At 32.9% G+C, this 19,484-nt stretch carries 9 protein-coding genes; all 9 read left to right on the top strand.

Going from position 1 to position 19,484, the window contains the following annotated elements; genetic code table 11:
• The first annotated feature begins 22 nt into the window (after nucleotides 1-22).
• The 9 genes from ACFQ0I_RS07590 to ACFQ0I_RS07630 all read left to right on the top strand — a co-directional run bounded on the left by ACFQ0I_RS07590 (nucleotide 23) and on the right by ACFQ0I_RS07630 (nucleotide 19,391).
• Nucleotides 23-844: a phage integrase SAM-like domain and Arm DNA-binding domain-containing protein gene (locus ACFQ0I_RS07590; RefSeq protein ID WP_379940905.1), complete on the top strand. Its 822-nt coding sequence runs from the start codon at nucleotides 23-25 to the stop codon at nucleotides 842-844.
• Between the two features lie 13 nt (nucleotides 845-857).
• The gene (locus ACFQ0I_RS07595; protein WP_379940907.1) at nucleotides 858-1,106 is read left to right on the top strand and encodes a hypothetical protein; all 249 of its coding nucleotides are present in this window, start codon (nucleotides 858-860) and stop codon (nucleotides 1,104-1,106) included.
• A gap of 688 nt (nucleotides 1,107-1,794) precedes the next feature.
• On the top strand, nucleotides 1,795-4,713 hold the full coding sequence (locus ACFQ0I_RS07600) for a DUF5060 domain-containing protein (protein ID WP_379940908.1): 2,919 nt from the start codon (nucleotides 1,795-1,797) through the stop codon (nucleotides 4,711-4,713).
• Nucleotides 4,714-4,809: 96 nt separating this feature from the next.
• Nucleotides 4,810-8,898: a two-component regulator propeller domain-containing protein gene (locus tag ACFQ0I_RS07605; RefSeq protein WP_379940910.1), complete on the top strand. Its 4,089-nt coding sequence runs from the start codon at nucleotides 4,810-4,812 to the stop codon at nucleotides 8,896-8,898.
• 667 nt (nucleotides 8,899-9,565) lie between these two features.
• Nucleotides 9,566-12,055 carry a glycoside hydrolase family 3 protein gene (locus ACFQ0I_RS07610; protein WP_379940911.1) on the top strand — a complete coding sequence of 830 codons (2,490 nt, stop codon included), beginning with the start codon at nucleotides 9,566-9,568 and terminating at the stop codon, nucleotides 12,053-12,055.
• A 39-nt stretch (nucleotides 12,056-12,094) separates the two neighbouring features.
• Nucleotides 12,095-15,247, top strand: coding sequence for a SusC/RagA family TonB-linked outer membrane protein (locus tag ACFQ0I_RS07615; protein WP_379940912.1), 3,153 nt, complete (start codon nucleotides 12,095-12,097; stop codon nucleotides 15,245-15,247).
• Between the two features lie 21 nt (nucleotides 15,248-15,268).
• Nucleotides 15,269-16,786, top strand: coding sequence for a RagB/SusD family nutrient uptake outer membrane protein (locus ACFQ0I_RS07620; RefSeq protein WP_379940914.1), 1,518 nt, complete (start codon nucleotides 15,269-15,271; stop codon nucleotides 16,784-16,786).
• A 10-nt stretch (nucleotides 16,787-16,796) separates the two neighbouring features.
• Entirely contained in the window at nucleotides 16,797-17,927 is a 1,131-nt protein-coding gene (locus ACFQ0I_RS07625) for an IPT/TIG domain-containing protein (RefSeq protein WP_379940916.1), read from the top strand.
• A 63-nt stretch (nucleotides 17,928-17,990) separates the two neighbouring features.
• Nucleotides 17,991-19,391 (top strand): endo-1,4-beta-xylanase, encoded by a 1,401-nt coding sequence (locus tag ACFQ0I_RS07630; protein ID WP_379940917.1) that lies wholly within the window; start codon nucleotides 17,991-17,993, stop codon nucleotides 19,389-19,391.
• Nucleotides 19,392-19,484 lie beyond the last annotated feature (93 nt).

The following is a 19,484-nucleotide window of genomic DNA, read 5'->3' on the forward strand; positions in this document are numbered from 1 at the left end:
AAATACTCAAGTTTTATAAGTTATGGCATCAGTTAAAGTAGTTCTCAGAACAAAGCAAAATTCCCAGAATTTATTTCCTATTGCAATAAGAATCACAAAGGATAGAAAAACTTCTTTTTTATACATAGGTCAATATATTAAGAAGAATCAATGGGACAATACTAGAGGACAGGTTAATAAATCTCATCCTGATGCATTGAATATTAATCAATTAATTTTAAAAAAACTCTCAAAGGTTAATAGAGGTTTATTAGATGCAGAAACGAATAGCGAATACATATTTTCAAAGAATGTTAAAAGCTCATTAGTTTCAAAGAAGTCTAATGATTTTTTTGAAATAGCAAAAGTTTATTTAAAAAACATTGAAGAAAGAAAGAAATTCCACCAATTAGATATTGAAACGAAGCGCATAGAAGTTTTTAAAGAATTTATTAAAAAGGATAAACTTCTTTTTGGTGAATTAAATATTGAATTACTTATAAAATTTGACAACTTCTTGCTAAGTAAACGCAATCTCTCAAAACGTACAGTTGTAAATTATATGATAACTATAAGAACCGTTTTTAATTTGGCAATAACAAACTCCACTGTAGATGTTAAGGTATATCCCTTTGGAAAAGGCAAATACCAGATAAAATTTCCAGAAACCAAAAAGATAGGTTTAAACAGTGATGAGATTACCAAATTAGAAAATATCAAAGATTTAACAAAAGCTCAAGATTATGCATTATCTGCTTGGTTGTTAAGCTTTTATTTTGCGGGTGTTAGAGTTAGTGATGTACTACAATTATCTATCAATCAAATTTTCTTCAAAGTGATACAGATGAGGCATTGGTTAAAGTAATTAATTTTTAGGATTGCCTAAGGCAAAGGTTGATAAAATGAGTTTAGCAGGTGTTGGTAATGCGGCTGCTGGAGCTGCTGTTGTAGAAGTTGTAAAAACAGTCTTCACCACACAAGACAACAAACCAGCCACCATAAAAGATATACAAGAATTAAAAACACTTATTACAGTGCGCTATTTACCGGTAAATAATGCTGGAAAAGATTGCATGGGTAGATCACCATTCTATGATGTTGAAACTGGGAATGTGGTGTATTTGTAAAATACGGAAGACATGTTAAATGAGTTTTAAACACCATATTACATCTAGTTAATAAGTTAATTATTGGATTGCCACAAATCACACTACTCGAAGCAGCCAAAATAATTGCCGAAAATGCCATAATATCAGTTATTTGGATGTGAAAGACGATAACAATAAAAGTTTAAAAAACTAATTGAGACCATATTAACAAAATTGAAATCTTAAGTTTTGTAAACGCAATTTTTGTGAGGTTCGAAGTTTTAAAGTACTAGGGTTAGCTGACAATTTTTATAGATATTTAATGGTTGTATTTTACTTAACTTCTAGAAGTCAATTTAAGCTAAAACTAATAAGTTAATTAAGAAAAGATAATACTGCATAACAAATTATATGCGCCATTTGTGATACAAAATGCTTAATTTGTTACAAATCTATTTTTTCCTAAGCTGTAATTTTATACCAATTATTTAAAACACTTAAAATCTAATGGATGAAAAACAAACTGCTTCCATTGATTATTGCAATTTTTAGTATCATTATTGTCAATGCTAAAGATTAAAGGGAATTTTTCTTTCAATCAACGAATATTTCCAGAAGGAAATTGCATTTTAGAAATAGTATTTCAAATGCAATTGGGATAGGTATTCAAACATTCAAGTGGGATAAATCATCATGGAAGAAATACTAACTAATTTAAAAGAAATACATGGGCAAAAACCTTATTACAATCCTTAAAACTTATAAACTTGGCAATCACACGATTTACTTTTTTTTGTTAGCATGTTTTTTTAATTTATGTTCTTACGCTCAAAATAAAGATGTTCAAATTGACGGCGAACTAAAAAAATGGCATAAAGTAACCCTCAGTTTTTCAGGAGACGAACTATCAGAAAAAGGGCAGGAAAATCCTTTTTTAGATTACAGATTAACTGTTACTTTCAAAAACAAAAACAAAATTTATGTAGTGCCAGGGTTTTTTGCAGCCGATGGAAATGCTTCTGAAACAAGTGCTGAAAAAGGAAGCATTTGGCAAGTAAGATTCGTGCCAGATGCTATTGGGGAGTGGACTTATGATGTCTCGTTTAGAAAAGGAAAGGCCATAGCGGTAAATGACGATATTAATGCTGGTGAGAGTACTCAATTTGATGGAGTAAGCGGAACCTTTACCATAGTAAATTCAGATAAAAATGGCGTTGATTTTAGAAGCAAAGGACGTTTGCAATATGTTAACGAACGCTATTTGCAATTTGCTGAAACAAAAGAATATTTCCTTAAAGGCGGTACCGATAGCCCTGAAAACTTTTTAGGATATTTTGAGTTCGATCAAACACCTCCTTCACACAAATACGAGGCACATGCTAAAGATTGGAAGCAAGGCAATCCAACCTGGCAAAACGTAAAGGGAAAAAATATTATTGGAGCCCTTAATTATTTGGCTTCGAAGGGAATGAATTCGGTTTATTTTTTAACCATGAATGTCCAAGGTGATGGAAAAGATGTTTGGCCATGGCACGACATTAATGAACGCTATCGTTTCGATTGTAGTAAATTAGATCAGTGGGAAAAAGTGTTTGATCACATGGATACATTGGGCTTAATGCTGCATATAGTCACCCAAGAAACAGAAAATGAATTGTTGATGGATATTGGCGAATTGGGCGTACAGCGGAAGCTTTATTATAGAGAATTAATCGCTCGTTTCTCACATCATTTAGGCATTACTTGGAACTTAGGTGAAGAAAATGGCCCTGTTGATTGGAGCCCGAAAGGACAAAATGATGCAGACCGAAAAGCCATGGCAAAATATATTAAGGAACAGGACCCTTATAAAAATTTTATAGCATTACACACCCACTCCGTGCAATCACAACAAGAAGAAATTTTAAATCCTTTGTTGGGTTATGAATATCTTGATGGGGTTTCAAACCAGATTCATCATCCAGATTTAGTACATCATATTACTAAGAAGTGGATTTTAGAATCTCAAAAATCAAAAAGAATATGGTTGGTAACGCAAGATGAAATTGGTCCTGCAGATTCTGGTGCAAAACCAGATGCCGACGACCCAGAACATAATGCTATTAGACATGAAGTGCTTTGGGGTAATTTAATGGCAGGTGGTGCTGGTGTAGAGTGGTATTTTGGCTATAAATATGCACACAACGATTTAAATTGTGAAGATTGGCGTTCTAGGGACATTGTATGGGATCAAACAAGATATGCTTTAGATTTTTTTCGCACGTATTTACCTTTTCAAGACATGCAATCGGCAGATGATTTAACCGATAGTACGGAAGATTACGTTTTCGCTAAAAACCAAACCGTTTATGCTATTTATCTACCAAAAGTAGTAGATACAAAAATTAATTTATTGGGTTCAAACCAGCGTTACACAATCAAATGGTATAACCCAAAAACGGGTGGCAAACTGCAAAATGGAACACTAAAAACCATTAAAGGTGGTGCTTTAGTTTCTATTGGGTTGCCTCCAAGTAAAGAAGGTGATTGGGTAGCTCTTATTGAAGCTAAAAATAAAGTTATAACTCAAAATAAAACCCAGAACCATCAAGTTATAACTTTGGATGCCTTGACCGATTTTGAAAACGATACAAAGGCAAAAGCGGTTTATTACAGAGACAAACTTAATGGTGTTTTAGCCATAGATGCTTCCGATAAAAACCAACGCAATGTATTTGCAAACGCTTATTCAATATTTAAAGGTGAAACAGGTTTATACAAGATGTCTTTTGTTTCATTAGCAGAAAATGATGGTGAATCTGAATACAGGATAAAAGTAAATGGAACTGTAATAGATACCATTGTAAATCCGGTTGTTTCAGATGCTTTTAAAGTGATTAATTATAAACTTGATACAATTCATCTTTATACGAACAATATCATTCAAATAGAATCTAACGCTGTTTCAAATGGAAAAATTCCTGAAAACAATGAAACAGCTTGGTCTAGAGGTCGTTGGAAAGCACTCAATTTAATTCCAGAAGGACTTTCAATTAAAGAACAACTAAAAGCGGTTGTGCCTTTTGAAGAAAAGGATGGTTTTTTAGAAGTAGAAGCCGAAGCATTTCATTACAGTTCTAATAACGGAACAAAACGTGATTGGTACATTCGTTCTAGAGAAGATTCCTTGCCTTTTTTAAATGATAACATTGAGAATCATTCGAATACTGCCAGTGGTAACAGTTACATTGAAGCATTACCAGACACTAGAATAACACATGATGATCCACTGATTCAGGATGAAAATTTTTTCCCAATTGCGGGGGTGGGTGGTATGGTATCCTACAAAGTGAAAATCAGTAACCCAGGAAGATACTACGTTTGGGCACAAGCCTTTTCAAGTGGAACCGAAGACAATGGTGCACATGTTGGTTTAAATGAGCAATGGCCAGAAAGTGGAGCGCGCATGCAATGGTGCGATGGAAAGGGTAAATGGACCTGGTCTTCAGCACAGCGTGTGCCAGAAAATCATTGTGGGGTGCCAAAAACTATTTATTTAGATTTCCCAAAAGCAGGAGAATATGTTATTTCTTTTTCAATGCGCGAAGATGGTTTCGAAATGGATAGGTGGATCATCACAAAAAACAGTAATTTTAATCCGGAATAAAAGTAAACTACCATTATGTTTTTTAATAGTCACACTGGCAAATTTCTGATTTTTTATTTCCTAATAAGTTTGCAATTATGGTCACAAGGAAGTTTGATGGAATACCATTTTGTTAATATTAAAGATGGCATTTCTAAGGTGGCTGTGCCAAGTATTATACAAGATAAAGAAGGTTTTATTTGGATAAGTACTAATGGTGCTGGATTATATAGGTTCGATGGGATTGATTATCTTTCTTATAAGCATAAACTTAACGATTCAACTTCTTTAATTAGTAATTTAATTTACTGTTCTCATTTAGACTATAAAAATAGGCTATGGATTGGTACTGAAGATGGACTAAATTTATATGAGAGACAGTTTGATAGATTTAAAAAAATACCAATAAGTAGAATAAATAAAAATAAAAATATCTCTGTAGCCATTAGTAGTTTGGCGTCAGATAAATCAGGTAATATTTATATCGGTACTTTTGAAAATGGTCTTTATAAATTTAATTTTAAAAGTGACAGAATTGAACAAATACCTATCAAAGGCATTAATTCGGAAACGAGTTATGTAAATATTAATGGGATTCTAGTTGGCGAAAATGGAAAACTTTATGCAGGATCGAATATAGGACTTTATGAATATGATAGTGAAACAAATACACTAAAAAAAAGTTATTTTTCCTCTGATAAAGGAATCGTTTCAATAGACCAATCCATACAGTCTATCTTGTTAGATAAATCAAATAATATTTGGGTAGGCACACTTGAAAATGGATTATATGGTTTAAGTAAGGGCAAAGACGAATCTTTGAATTTGAAGCATTATAAAATTACCAATAAAAGAATTTTGTCAATGATTCAAATTCCCAACGGTACCTTGTTAATTGGCACTGAGAATGATGGGCTAATTAACATAAATCAATATGGTTCAATAATTAAGAATTATACCTTAGATAAAACAGATAATAATAGTATAAAATCAAATTCTATTTGGTCTTTATTCGTTGATAATAACGAAAGAATATGGATGGGGTATTATAATAGTGGGGTTGCTGTTTACGATAAATTATATGATAAATTTAATAGTTTAGAAAGTGTATCAGGTAATCCTAATTCCCTTCAGTTCGCTTCAGTTACTGCTATCGCGCAAGATGAGTTTGGGAAGTTCTGGATAAGTATGGATGGTGGAGGTATCGATATTTATGATCCTAAAACTAACAACTTTGAGCATATCAATAAAACAAACACCAAAAGTTATGCAGGATTAACTAGCTTAGATATTCAAGCCGTTTTTATAGATAGTAAGAAAAACGTTTGGGCAGGTAGTTGGAATAATGGTTTGTTTTTATTAAAAAAGGGTTCTAAAAAATTTATCAATTATAATTCAGAAAACACACCCAATGTTATTGCTAACAGTATATTAAGTTTTGATGAAGATCGAGATGGAATTATCTGGATAGGAACTTTTCATGGTGGGGTTATTTCATATAATCCTAAAAATGGTGAATTTAAAAATCAATATATGCCGCCATTTCCCAAAAATGAAGTTATTGGAAATGCTGTACGAAAAGTGATGGTTGATTCTAAAAATAATGTTTGGGTTGGTACAACCGAGGGGTTATATAGATTTAAAAAAAGCAGGAATAATGAATACGTAGTTGAGTCAATTTCAAAGAAAAAAACGAATGGTAATAGAAACAAAAAAAGTGCTAACCACATCTTGTCACTATTTGAAAGTTCCGATGGTTCAATTTGGTTTGGAACTCGAGGTTCTGGGCTATGTCGTTATACCGAGGATGATAAATTTCAATGGTATAATGAGTTGTATGAATTCACAGAAGAAAGCGTATCTAGTATTATTGAGAGTAAAGATGGAAATTTATGGGTTAGTGTAAATTCAGGGCTTTTAAAATTAAATTTAAAAAATAATGAAATAACAAACTTTACCTTAAACGACGGGCTTTTATCTAACGAGTTTAATTTTAATGCCGTTTATAGAGATAAAAAGGGGTATTTGTATTTTGGGAATTATAAAGGAGTTGATTTTTTTAATCCCGAAGAAATAAGTACAAATAAAATCGTTCCATCATTATATCTCACAGGTCTTAAGTTGTTTAATAAAGAAGTTTTACCAGGTAAAGAAGGCTCTCCACTAACGGAGATATTGGCTAAAACCAAAGAAATAATATTGAATCACAACCAATCTGTTTTTACTATAGAGTATTCAGGAATAAGCTATACGAGGCCAGAAAAAAATCAGTATGCCTATTATTTAGAAGGTTTAGAAGAATCTTGGAATTATGTAGGTAATTTAAGAAGCGCCACCTATACAAATTTAGATAGAGGTACCTATGTTTTTAAATTAAAAGCAGCAAATAATGATGGGGTTTGGAGCGATAAACCATTGGAGTTAAAAATAACTGTTCTACCTCCTTGGTGGAAAACAAATTGGGCGATATTTGTGTATGTATTATTGATTTTAGGTACAGGTTTCGTGCTCTACAACTTAGCTCAAAATCGTATAAAAGAAAAAGAATTAATTAGAAATGAACGAAATCAAAGAATTCAGGAAGATGAATTACATGAGAAGAAACTTCAATTTTTTACAAATATATCTCATGAATTTAGGACGCCTTTAACTTTGATTATTAATCCATTACAAGATATAATTAATGACAATAAACTAAATTTACCACTACGTGTTAAAGAAAAACATAATATAATTTACAAAAACACAGATAGGCTCTTCAGGTTAATAAATGAATTAATGGATTTTAGGAAGTTAGAGTTTAACAAAATGCGAATACGGGCTCAAGAAACAAATGCTGTTAGCTTTACTAAAGACATAACTGGTTATTTTAAAGAAGAAGCTTATAATAGAAACATACATCTTGCAGTAGATTCAGACGTTCCAAGCATATCACTTTGGGCAGACGAAAGCATGTTAGAAAAAATTATTTTCAATGTACTGTCAAACGCCATGAAAGTGACGCCAAACGGAGGGGCTATAAATATCGATCTTTTATCAAAGGATGATTTAATTGTGCTACCCTTGGTTGATGAAAAAAAACCAATTAAGGTAATTGAAATTATAATTTCAGATACAGGTCCAGGCTTAGATAAAGAACAAGCTAAAAAAATATTTGAACGTTTTTATCAAGTAGAAAATTTGAATAAAACTTATTATGGAGGCACAGGAATAGGGCTTGAAGTGGTTCATAATTTTGTAAAATTACATAAAGGAAGCATTGAAGTTGAAAGTAAAATAGGAGAAGGTACCACTTTTAGAATTTTATTCCCAGCGGGAAAAAATCATTTTTCAGAACAGGAACTTCTTACCGAAGTTACATCTGCAACATCAATAAAAGAAAGGTTTGTTCCAAAAATTAATACAGAATTGGTAAAAGAAGATGTTGCTTTCGATGAAAAAACAACCAAGTCATATACCGTTCTTATAGTAGAAGATAACACAGAGCTTCGAAATTATTTGCGTGATGAACTTAAAGGAGACTATAAAATTTTGGTAGCAAATAATGGAAAAGAAGGCTTAGAAATATCAAGAGATGCCCTGCCAGACGCTATTATTACAGATGTAATTATGCCAGAAATGAACGGGTTCGATTTTTGTAAAATACTTAAAACAGATTTACGAACTAGCCATATTCCTTTACTAATGCTAACCGCTAAAACAAGAATAGACGATAGAATCGAGGGCATAGGTTATGGCGCTGATGCCTATATGGTAAAGCCTTTTGATATGCGTTTGTTAAAACTTCGAGTATCACAGTTAATAACAAGTAGAAAGTTAATTTTTAATAAATATTTTGGAGCAATTAGTGGTGCCGAAGAAAGTAAAAATGCAATATCTATTGATAAAGAATTTATTCAAAAAGTTTTAAGTTTCATTAATAAAAACATCAGCGACTCAGACTTAAGTGTGGAGTTATTGGCTGAAGAATTAAATTTAAGTAGAAGTCAACTCTATAGAAAAATAAAAGCTTTAACAGGACAAACGGTTAATGAATTTTTAAGAAAAATTCGATTACAACGTGCAAAACAGTTGCTCGAAAGTGGCAGTGCAACTGTTAGTGAAGTTTGCTTTAAAGTAGGTTTTTCTTCGCCTTCTTATTTTACCAAATGCTTTAAAGCACATTTTGGGGTTTTGCCTACAGATATAGAACAAAACTCTTTATGATAAATCCTTAATCATTTATTTTTGGTAGTATCTCAATAAGTGTGTAAAGTTACAAATATCGAGGGTTATAGCTCTCGATATTTTTTTGTTTAAGCAATTCAATATAAGTGCTCAATAACAAATACCTTTTAGCCAAAATTTAATTGTATTTAAATAATATTTTATAATTCTTTTATAACAATATAGTACATACTATAACAAATGTAGCATCAGATATCTCTAGTGATGCGTTTAGCCTATTTTATCCCTAATTGCAACAATTCTTTCAGTACTTGCTTTATATGTATTATTTCTGGCCTTGTAAGCCAATTATATTTGTTTTAAACATTTTCTTATTTGTAAAAAAATGAAAAGTATTATAATCAGACTTTTAAAAATTTATTAAGAAATTTTGAATATAGGATTTTTGTTTTTCTACTCTTATTAATATGTAGTTTCCATTAATTAATTCATCTACAATAAAAAAACGCTTTTAATGAATTTTAATATATACAATAGACCTCAGTTTTTAATTAAGCTTTCAAAAATCTGTTTATTAACCGTTGTGGTTTTTTTTATTTCGTGTAAGGCAAACAAAACAAATGAGCAAGTAGCAAAATTTACTGCCTTTAAATTTAATGATACTTCTTTGCCGATCGAAGAAAGGGTGCGGGATTTAATTAGTCAAATGTCATTATCAGAAAAAGTATCACAAATGCGTTATGATGCACCTGAGATTAATAGGTTGGGAGTACCTGCTTACAACTGGTGGAACGAATGTTTACATGGCGTTGCCAGAGCTGGCGAAGCTACCGTTTTTCCGCAAGGAATTGGTATGGGGGCTACGTGGAATGCACCTTTAATTTTCGAAATGGGTACAGCAGTATCAGACGAAGCAAGAGCAAAACACCACAAATTTATTTCTGAAGGTAAAAGAGGTATTTACCAAGGATTAACATTTTGGACGCCAAACATTAACATTTTTAGAGATCCTAGATGGGGAAGAGGACAAGAAACCTATGGCGAAGACCCATATTTAACTAGTAGAATAGGGGTTAATTATATTAAAGGACTTCAAGGAGATGATTCTAAATATTTAAAAGTGGTAGCAACGGCAAAACACTATGCGGTGCATAGTGGACCAGAAAAATCTAGACATGAAGATAATTACCAGACATCTAATAAAGATTTGTTCGAAACTTATTTGCCTGCGTTTGAAGCTGCTGTAAAGGAAGCTAAAGTACATTCCGTAATGTGTGCCTATAATCGTTTTAGAGATGAAGCTTGCTGTGGAAGTAATCTTTTATTACAAAAAATTCTTCGTGACGATTGGAGTTTTGATGGTTATGTGGTTTCTGATTGTTGGGCGATTAATGATTTTTGGGAACCAGGAAAACACGAGCTTGTAAAAACACCAGCAGAGGCGAGTGCCTTAGCAGTTTCTAGAGGAACAGATTTGAATTGTGGAGACTGTTACGACCCCAATTTAAAAGAAGCTGTTCTCAAAAAAATGGTTGATGAAGAAAAAATTAATTTAGCACTAACCAGATTGATGACAGCGCGTTTTAAACTAGGTATGTTCGACCCAGAGGTGAACGTAAAATGGTCTAAAATCCCCTACGGCGTTGTTGCGAGTCAAAAGCACTATAATTTATCTGAAAAAATCGCAAAGGAATCTATGGTGTTGTTAAAAAACCAGAACAATACGCTGCCTTTAAGTAAAAACATAAAATCTATCGCAGTAATTGGGCCTAACGCAAATTCTAAACAGGCTTTGTTAGGAAATTATCATGGTACACCAAAAAAATACAATACGCCATTAAATGCAATCAAAGATAAGTTGCCTAATGCTACTATAAATTATGCTTTAGGAAGCGATATTGCTATCGGTTGGCCCATGTTAAATACTATACCAGCTGCTTTATTAAAAAATGGAGAAAGAAAAGGATTGAAAGGAGAATATTTTAAAAATAAAAATTGGGAAGGAACTCCAGAATTTATAAGAAACGATAGCGTAGTAGATTTTCTTTGGACCTTAAAAAGACCTATCGAAAATTTAAAAACTGATGAATTTTCAGTAAAATGGACAGGACAACTGGTGCCAAATGAAAGTGGGAACTATAGAATAGGATTTAGAGCAAGTAGTGCAGGCAAACTTTATTTTGACAATGAATTGAAGTTTGAATTTAAAGACGACCATGAACCAAAAACTAAGTATTTCGATATAGCTTTAAAAGCAGGAAAACCCCATGATATAAAAATTGAATATTTTAACTACCATTCAGATCCGCAAGCGCAATTTGTTTGGGCTAAAATGGATCAAGATTTATTAACGCCAGCATTAGAGGCCGTAAAAAATTCTGAGGTTGTAATAATGTGTTTAGGCCTATCTCCAGATATTGAAGGCGAGGAGATGCCAGTTTTATTAGAAGGCTTTGATAAAGGCGACCGTTCAGACATTACACTTCCCAAATCGCAAATTGAATTAATGAAAAAAATTCAAGCTCTTGGTAAACCAATAATTTTGGTTTTAATGAACGGAAGTGCCTTAGCGGTTAATTGGGCAGCAGATAATATTCCTGCAATTTTAGAAGCATGGTATCCAGGTGAATTTGGAGGGAATGCTATTGCAGATGTTTTGTTTGGAGATTATAATCCAGCAGGACGACTCCCTGTAACATTTTATAAGTCGGTGAACGATTTGCCCGATTTTAAAAACTATAACATGGAAAATAGAACCTATAAATACTTTAAAGGGAATCCTCTTTTTCCATTTGGTCATGGTTTAAGCTATACCAGTTTTGCTTATACTAATTTAAACATCCCAGACCAGGTTATCATAAATAACGACATTAATTTAAATGTTGAGGTTAAAAATACTGGAGCCTTTGATGGAGATGAAGTTGTTCAACTATATGTTTCTCACGAAGGAAAAGTAGATGCAGCCATAAGAACTTTGGTAGGTTTTGAAAGGATTCATTTAAAAGCTGGCGAAACTAAAAAATTAAGTTTCAGTATTAGTCCAAAACAATATGCCTTAATAAATAATGAAGGCATCGCAGTATTAGAATCAGGATTATTAAAAGTAAGTATTGGCGGAAAGCAGCCTGGTTTTAAAGGTGTAGCAGATACCACCACTAGCGATATATTAGTAAAAAATGTAACATTAATAAATTAAATAATCAACAAACTAAATTAATAACTTAAACTAATTAACATGAAGATAAAGTTTAAATTGGCAGTCATTGCTTTGGTGATGATGTGCATACAAAGCGCTTTTTCACAATCAAAAACGGTGTCGGGCATTGTTACAGGCGAGTCCGGAATTCCTTTGCCGGGAGTTAATATTCTTATCAAAGGCACCACTACGGGAAACATAACCGACTTTGATGGTAAATATACCATCAACAATGTAAATCTAAATAGTGTTCTGGTCTTTACCTATATGGGTTTTGCAAAACAAGAAATTGTATTTACAGGTCAAAGTAAATTAAACGTAAGTTTGGTAGAAGACACCTCTGCATTAGATGAAGTAGTTGTAATAGGTTATGGAACTTCTAAAAGAAAAGATTTAACAGGAGCTATTTCTTCAGTTTCAGCTGATCAGATAAGAGATCAGCCATTTACATCTGTAGATCAAGCGCTGGTTGGTAAAGCCGCGGGGGTTACGGTATCTCAAAACTCAGGTGCCCCAGGTGGCGGGGTTTCTATGAAAATAAGAGGGATAACGTCTATAAATGGAAATGAACCATTGTACGTAATAGATGGCACACCTATTTTCGCAGATAGAAATAACAAATCATTAGATTTAGGATCGGCCACAGGTGGTGGCGCAGGGCAAAATGTCAATTCTGCGTTGTCTGGTCTAAATATGTCAGACATTGAATCCATAGATATTTTAAAGGATGCGTCGGCTACTGCAATCTATGGAGCTAATGGATCTAATGGAGTTGTTTTAATTACTACCAAAAAAGGAAAAAAAGGTAAAGCGGTAATTTCTTTTGATAATTATACTGGTATTCAATCTGTTACAAAGTATATTGATATGATGGATTTGCAACAATACGCTCAGTATACAAGCGATTTGTTAAAATCTGATAATAGAGAAGTCCCTTTTGAATTTCAAAACCCTAGTTTATTAGGTAAAGGTACTAATTGGCAAGAGGAAATATTTAGAGAAGCTATAGTTACTAATAACCAAGTTGCGATTTCTGGAGAAAAAGATGGTACGCGCTATTATACATCCTTAGGCTATTTTAAACAAGATGGTGTTATTGTTAATACCAGTTTTGAAAGAATTTCTATGCGATTGAATATTGATACAAAAGTTAACGATTGGCTTAAGGTAGGTAATAATGTGTCCTTAAGTAATATAAGTCAGCGTATTGTTAAAAATGATGACAGAGGTGGTATCGTGTCATCGGCTTTGCGTTTAAGCCCGCTAATACCTGTAAGATATCCTGATGGCAGTTACGGAGCTCCTGGCGGTGGTGTAAATGGCGCAGCCAATAATTACGAAGCTGTTAATCCAGTTGCTTATTCAGAATATGTAAACAATCGTGATAAAAAATTTAAGATAAATGGTAATTTATTTGCTGAAATAGAATTACTAAAACCGTTAACTTTTAGAACTGAACTTGGTTACGATTTAAATGCGGGTGATGGTAGAGTTTTTATTCCTACCTACGAAAATATTGGTACTGCTGCAAATGAGGTGAACTCCTCTCTTAAACAACAGGATCAAAGTTATTATTGGAATGTTAAAAACTATTTAACATACAATCAAAGTTTTGATAAGCATAGTTTGAATGTGGTTTTAGGGCAAGAAAGACAAAAAAGTGATTTTGAATATTTAAGAGGTTCTCGAAGAGGATTAGAAGGAAACAACCAATTTGATAATTTAGTGTTGGGTTTAAAATCAACCTCTGAAGTAGATAATCAAAGTTATGCTTGGGCTATGCAATCTTACATTGCTAGAGCTAACTATAATTTTGATGATAGATATTATTTAACAGCTTCAATAAGAGCCGATGCATCTTCAAATTTTGGACCTAATAACAAATGGGGTTATTTTCCAGCTGTTTCTGGAGCTTGGACCATATCGAATGAAGATTTCATGAAATCGTCAAGTACTGTAAATTACTTGAAACTACGTGGTGGTTATGGTGAAGTAGGGAATCAAAACATTCCTAGCTTTTTATTTCAAACGCAATTTTCCGCTGTGCCTTCATCAAGTGGGTTATCTTATATTTATTCTGTAGATGGAAATCCAGATATTAAATGGGAAACTTTAAAATCTATAAATATAGGTTTAGAAATTGGCTTATTGGATGATGCCATTAAATTAGACCTAGATGTGTATCAAAAAAAATCTTCAGATTTATTAATTCAAAGACCTGCCGACGACAGAACAGCGGGTAGAGTTTTGCCTTTCGAAAATGTAGGTGAAATGCTAAACAAGGGTATCGATATAACTTTGAATACTAGAAATTATCAAACAAAAGATATATCATGGAATTCTACTTTCATATTCTCAACGTTTACTAATAAATTGACAAAATTTTATGATGGTACAAAACCACTAACCGCCAATATTCCGCAATCTGATGGAGAATTGCTTTATAGTTACGTGGAACAAGGAAAATCTCTGGGACAAATTTACGGATTTGTTACAGATGGTATTTTTAGAACCCAACAAGAAGTTAATGAAAGTGCTATTCAGGTGCCAGGTAAAACCAGTGTAGGAGATATTAAATTTAAAGATATAGATGAAGATGGAGAAATTACACTAAAAGACAGAACTTACATTGGGTCTGCGCTTCCAAAATTTACCTTTAGTGTCAACAATAATTTTAGTTATAAGAATTTTGACTTAAGTGTTGTGTTAAACGGTTCATACGGAAACAAAATATACAATCAAAATAGATTTTATACAGAAGCATTACGTTTCATAGGAGAAAATCAAACTACAGATGCACTAAACCATTTCGTTGTAAACTATTTACCAGATGGTGTTACTTTAGACGACGCTGCCAATTTAGCTCAAAACACAAATATTCCAAGAATTGATTTAGGAAATGGAAATGCCAACACTCGTGTTTCAGATCGTTTTGTAGAAGATGGGTCTTATATTAGAATTCAAAATATTACGATGGGATATAATATAAGCTCTGATATTTTAGATCAAACTAATTTCTTTACTAAAGCTAGAATTTACATTTCCGGACAAAACTTATTTACGTTCACAAAGTACTCCGGTCTAGATCCTGAAATAGGAAGTAGAAATTCAGATATTCGATATGCAGGACTAGACGTAGGTAGATATCCTTTGGCTAAAACAATAACATTAGGGGTGAACCTAACATTTTAATAACATTAAAGTTTAATTATTATGAAAAAGCTATTAAATAAAATATTAATGCTAGCTACCATGATTCTTTTCTTAGGATCGTGTTCAGGAGATTTTACAGATTTGAGATCTGAGAATTCACTATGTACAGATTGTTTGCCTCCTGGAGCATCTCCTTATGAAGGCATTCAAAATGGTTTATACACTAAAGGTTGGTTTGATTATAATTTTAAGGGTATGATAACCCAAGGTGATACATATGCAGGTAATGTATGGGCAAATGACGGTGAATTTAGACCCTTTGCAGAAGCATCTGTATTAAACGACAATGCCGTTTTAAATAGCAATTGGACCGGATTATTTTCTGTAGTAAACCAATCGAATTCTTTAATCCAAGATTTAATTAAGGACAAGGAAAATATCCCTGAAGATGCTTATATTCAAGGGGTTGGTGTTTCTAAATTTATGCGAGCTACTGCCTATTTTTATTTAGTACGAATTTGGGGGGCTGTTCCAATTTATGATGAAAACTCTTCGGGTATCAATGCGTTTAGAAATTTAGAATCGGATGTTTACAAATTTATTGAAATGGATTTGGAAGATGCCGCGGAAAAATTGACAGCGAATCCAAAGGTAGGACGAATTGGAAAATACTCGGCAATGGGTATGTTGGCAAAAGTGAAATTAAATTTAAAAAAATATGATGAAGCTGCTCAATTATGTCGAGAAGTTATAAATAGTGGAAAGTACGATTTATTAGAAGATTATGGTAATTTATTTAATAATCCTAATTATAACAATAGTAAAGAAAGCTTGTTTTCTTTACAATGGACCGTTAACTGTAATGAATGGGGCACTCAAAATACCGAACAAGCTTTTATCGTGCCATCAGGCTCTGGTATTACTGGTGGGGGTGATGGCTGGGGTTCTTACATGCCAACCATTGATTTACCGGGATTGTATGAATCAGGTGATAAAAGAAGAAAACCGTCTATTATGGTTGATGGTGATGTTTATCCAGAGTTACTAAGTAAAAAAGGAGGTTATACTTTTGATAAATTACCTTCCCAAACAGCCTTGAATTTTCGAAAATATATAGTGGGTTCAGCAGATGATGGATATAATGTTTGTTTTATGCGAACAGATCAAAACACCAATATGTTACGTTATGCAGATGTGCTGTTAATGATGGCCGAAGCCAAATTAGGTGCAAATGCCTCTACATCAGATAGTGAGGCGCTGTTGGCTTTTAACAAAGTGCGTTCTCGCGCAGGTTTAGGCTCTGTTAGTACCATTACACAATCTAGTTTGTTTAAAGAACGCAGAATTGAATTTTTATTAGAAGGTCAATATTATTTCGACTTACAACGTAGAAATAGACAAGATGCATTGGCAGAAATAGCTGCCCAAGAAAGAGGTTTTTATGGCGATGGAGCTAGAACTCAATTAGTTTCTATCAAAATTGCACCAACAAATGATTACTTTACTTTACCACTTCCAGCAGGTGCTATAAGTATTAATGTTAATCTTACTGCCGCTCCAGTACCTTTTAATTTTTAATTATTAAATTATGAAAAACATTTTTAGAATAAACACAATATTAATAGTACTCATTTTTGTATTATTCGCATGTTCAGAGGAAGAAGCTGGGGTGCCAACTATAAATTCTTTTGTTTCACAAACTAATCCTAATGCCTCTGGAGTCCCTGGCGAATTGCTTAAGATTGAAGGAACAAATTTGTCTGGATTAAAACAAATAATTTTAGATAATAAAATTGAAGTGTCTTTTAATCCTAATTTGAATTCTAGCGTAGCGATATTTTTCAATATACCTAACTACGATTTTGATAATCCTTATAATTTTGGAGTTCAACCTATCAAGTTTATAACTGCTAATGGGGTGATTGAATCTCAAATTAATATTATACAACCTGCACCCGTATTTGGTAGTTTTAGTGCGCTTCATCCAAAAATAGGTGATAAAGTTACCATAAAAGGACGTTGGTTTGTTGATATTGTTTCAGTTACATTTGGTGGAGAACCATTAGCTTACACTTTAGTTTCAGATAAAGAATTATATTTTACAGTACCTACCAATGCCACGGCGGGTGCAGATGTTGTTATAACAACTTCAGCAGGTAGCACGCCTCTTGTCCCTCCAGGTCCTGGGGTAGTAAACACAACGTTTTTAGATATCAATTTTGGTTTTATCGATTATTTGTTTGAAGATTTTGACGGTAATGGTTTGTACACTAGTACATGGGGATATTATGGTGATGCAGGTGCTTTTACAGCAACAGCATCAGGTCAAACCGGTAATTGTGCACAATACGATTATAATGGAGCCACAGCAAATGGATATAATGGATGCCAGAATAATGAAGCAGGGGTATTTTTGCCAAGTACAGCAACTGCCGCTTCTAAAGTAACATTTAAAATGATGGTAAATGCTAGCGCTGGTTCTTCATTTGATGTGATTCTTGATACTTGGGCATATCACTTTACTATTACTACAAGTGGATGGCAAGAAGTTTCAGCAGTCTTAGATCAATTTGGATCTGGTTATAATCCTGGAAATGCCGCAACAGATACTAAAAAAGTAGATCCGTCAGGTATATTACAAGTTAAAGTTTCTTTGCCTAATAATGGTACAGCTTCAACCTTGAAATTTGATGATATTAAATTTAGAGTCGAAGAATAAGAAAAAAATGAATTTTATTAAATGATACTATTCATAAACAATAACGGTTTTAAAAAATATTAAATGAAACTAACTAATATAAAAATGGGAATCGCTCTTTTGTTAGTAATGACATTGTTAAGTTGCAGTAAAGATGATGGTAATGGTCCAGATCCAATTGAAGTGTTAGGGATTCCCTTTGCTTCAACGGCTAGTAATATTACAGATACTTCTTTTCAGGCAAATTGGGTTTTGGTGGCTAAAACCGATGGTTATTTATTAGACGTATCAACAAATAGTAGTTTTTCTACTTTTGTTGCAGAATTTAATGCATTATCAGTAACAGGTAACACATTTGTAATTACTGGACTTTCGCCAGCTACTTCCTACTACTATAGAGTAAGAGCCAAAAGAGGTGTTGAAGTATCTAATAATTCTAATATTATAGCGGTTACAACTACAGGTATCGTAGCTGAGGATCCAACGTTTCTTAAAGTGAAGGCAAACGCATTAGCTAATCCTTTTTTTGTAGGAGTAGCGGTAAAGTCGCAACAATTAAGTACTGGTAGTGCGTATGATGTAGTTCTTAAAAACGAATTTAGTAGTCTTACAGCCGAATATGAAATGAAAATGAATCCCATTTCTACAGGTAGCGGATCTTATAATTGGGTGGCAGCAGACAAAATAGTTAAATATGGAAATGATAATGGCATAAATGTGCATGGTCATGCTTTAGTTTGGCATAATGCCGTTCCTAATTGGTTAACTAATTTTTCGGGTACTAATGCAGAGTTCACGATGGAAGTAAAAAAATACATCACAGATGTGGTAACTCGCTATGCTGGAAAAGTAAAATCATGGGATGTTGTAAATGAGGCTGTTAATGATAATGATGGTGGTTTAAGAAATACTATTTTTCTTCAAAAGATGGGGCCTAATTATATTAAAGACTGTTTTCAGTGGGCTAGAGATGCAGCAAATGCTGCTGGGGATACAAATTTATTGCTTTTCTATAATGATTATGCGACTTCAACTAATATTAATAAACAAAATAAAGTTTATACAATTGTAGAAGATTTAATGGCAAATAACCTTATAGATGGTGTTGGTTTTCAAATGCATAACACATATCTGAGTCCTACGAAAATACAAATGGAGACCGATATTAATAGAGCTGTTGTTAAAGGCTTAAAAATTCATGTTTCTGAGTTGGATATTCAAGTGAACCAAAACAATGATATTACTTACCTCACTGAAGAAAGAAATTTGGCTCAAAAAGCAAAATATTTAGAGATTGTTAAAATCTATAATGCTCTTCCTGCTGCTAATAAGTATGCTTTAACAGTTTGGGGATTTAAAGACAATGAATCTTGGATTCCTTATAGTACAGATTTGAATCATCCAGGGAATGACTGGCCCCTATTATATGATAAAGATTTTAAATTAAAAAGTGCACATACAGGATTTTTAGAAGGATTAAATTGAGTTAGTTTAGTTGTTTAGTTAAGGACATCGTTTAAAAAGCAATATTTGAACGATGTTTTTTTTTATGTATTTTAGGTTTTAATCGACTGAAAA

Source organism: Mariniflexile aquimaris (assembly GCF_042676825.1).
GTDB classification, from domain to species: domain Bacteria; phylum Bacteroidota; class Bacteroidia; order Flavobacteriales; family Flavobacteriaceae; genus Mariniflexile; species Mariniflexile aquimaris.

Coding starts and splice junctions, on each gene's coding strand:
- ACFQ0I_RS07590 (WP_379940905.1), top strand. CDS start 23: ATGGCATCAGTTAAAGTAGTTCTCAGAACAAAGCAAAATTCCCAGAAT.
- ACFQ0I_RS07600 (WP_379940908.1), top strand. CDS start 1,795: ATGGGCAAAAACCTTATTACAATCCTTAAAACTTATAAACTTGGCAAT.
- ACFQ0I_RS07605 (WP_379940910.1), top strand. CDS start 4,810: ATGGAATACCATTTTGTTAATATTAAAGATGGCATTTCTAAGGTGGCT.
- ACFQ0I_RS07610 (WP_379940911.1), top strand. CDS start 9,566: ATGTCATTATCAGAAAAAGTATCACAAATGCGTTATGATGCACCTGAG.
- ACFQ0I_RS07615 (WP_379940912.1), top strand. CDS start 12,095: ATGAAGATAAAGTTTAAATTGGCAGTCATTGCTTTGGTGATGATGTGC.
- ACFQ0I_RS07620 (WP_379940914.1), top strand. CDS start 15,269: ATGAAAAAGCTATTAAATAAAATATTAATGCTAGCTACCATGATTCTT.
- ACFQ0I_RS07625 (WP_379940916.1), top strand. CDS start 16,797: ATGAAAAACATTTTTAGAATAAACACAATATTAATAGTACTCATTTTT.
- ACFQ0I_RS07630 (WP_379940917.1), top strand. CDS start 17,991: ATGAAACTAACTAATATAAAAATGGGAATCGCTCTTTTGTTAGTAATG.